Genomic DNA, 1,265 nt, shown 5'->3' with positions numbered 1-1,265 from the left:
GGGTTATGACCATATCACCAGCGGCATCGGGGCGGCGATGATCGGCTGGTTCGGCTGTGCGATGCTGTGCTACGTGACCCCCAAGGAACACTTGGGCCTGCCCGACCGCGACGACGTCAAGGTCGGCGTGATCACCTACAAGATTGCCGCCCATGCCGCCGATCTGGCCAAGGGCCTGCCGGGCGCCCAGCGCCGCGATGACGCGCTGTCCCGCGCGCGGTTTGAATTCCGCTGGGAAGATCAGTTCAACCTGTCGCTGGACCCGGATACCGCACGCGAGTTCCACGACCAGACTCTGCCCAAGCAGGCCCATAAGGTGGCCCATTTCTGCTCCATGTGCGGGCCGAAGTTCTGCTCCATGCGGATCAGCCACGACATCCGCGCCGAGGCTCAGAAAGAGGGCATGGAGGCAATGGCGGCAAAGTTCCGCGAAGGCGGCGAACTGTATGTGCCCGCGCCTGAGACTGCGGAACCGGCGGAATGATCACCATCGCAGGCGCAGGCCTTGCCGGCCTCGCCTGCGCCTATGAGCTGGCGCAGCGCGGGGCCAAGGTCACGGTCTATGAACGGGGCAATACCCCCGGAGACAGCAGCGTCGCGCGCTTTGCAGGCGGCATGCTGGCGCCCTGGTGCGAAAGGGAAAGCGCCGAGGAGGAGGTCATCACCCTCGGCAGCCGCACCTTCGGCTGGTGGGCCAAGATCACACCAGTCCACAGGCGCGGCACGCTGGTGGTAGCGCCTGCCCGCGACCGGGCGGAACTCACTCGCTTTGGCCGCCGCACCTCGGGGCACCGGGAGGTGAACAGCGCAGAGATCACCGGGCTAGAGCCAGCGCTGGGAGGGCGGTTTTCGCAAGGGCTGTTCTTTGAGCAGGAGGCACATCTGGACCCGCGGCGCGCGCTGCGGGATCTGAGCGCCAAAGTGCAAGAGATGGGCGTGGAAATCCGTTATGGCACTCCTGCCCCTGCCCGCGTCACGCTGGATTGCACCGGCATGGCGGCATCCCTGCCGGGCTTGCGCCCGGTGCGCGGCGAGATGGCGGTCCTGCATTGCCCGGAGGTGGAGATCAGCCGCACCCTGCGTCTGCTGCATCCACGGATGCCGCTGTACCTTGTTCCCCGCGGGGACGGATATTTCATGATCGGCGGCACCATGATCGAAAGCAGCTCGGACCGGGCAATCACCCTGCGGTCGCTCAGCGAACTGCTGAACGCCGCCTTCACCCTGCACCCGGCATTTGCCGAGGCCAGCGTGGTGGAGACCGG

2 protein-coding genes are annotated in these 1,265 nt (G+C 66.4%); both read left to right on the top strand.

The window, feature by feature from the left end; genetic code table 11:
- Positions 1-484, top strand: a 484-nt coding sequence (locus A2I95_RS39340; protein WP_291737788.1) for a phosphomethylpyrimidine synthase ThiC, incomplete at its 5' end; no start/stop codon positions are given.
- On the top strand, positions 481-1,265 hold a 785-nt coding region (locus A2I95_RS39335), incomplete at its 3' end, for an FAD-dependent oxidoreductase (protein ID WP_291737787.1). The genes A2I95_RS39340 and A2I95_RS39335, both read left to right, overlap by 4 nt.

The sequence above is a fragment of the Leisingera sp. F5 genome (assembly GCF_001593695.1).
Note: the sequence above shows the minus strand (reverse complement) of the source record. Positions and strands in the feature narration are given on the sequence as shown.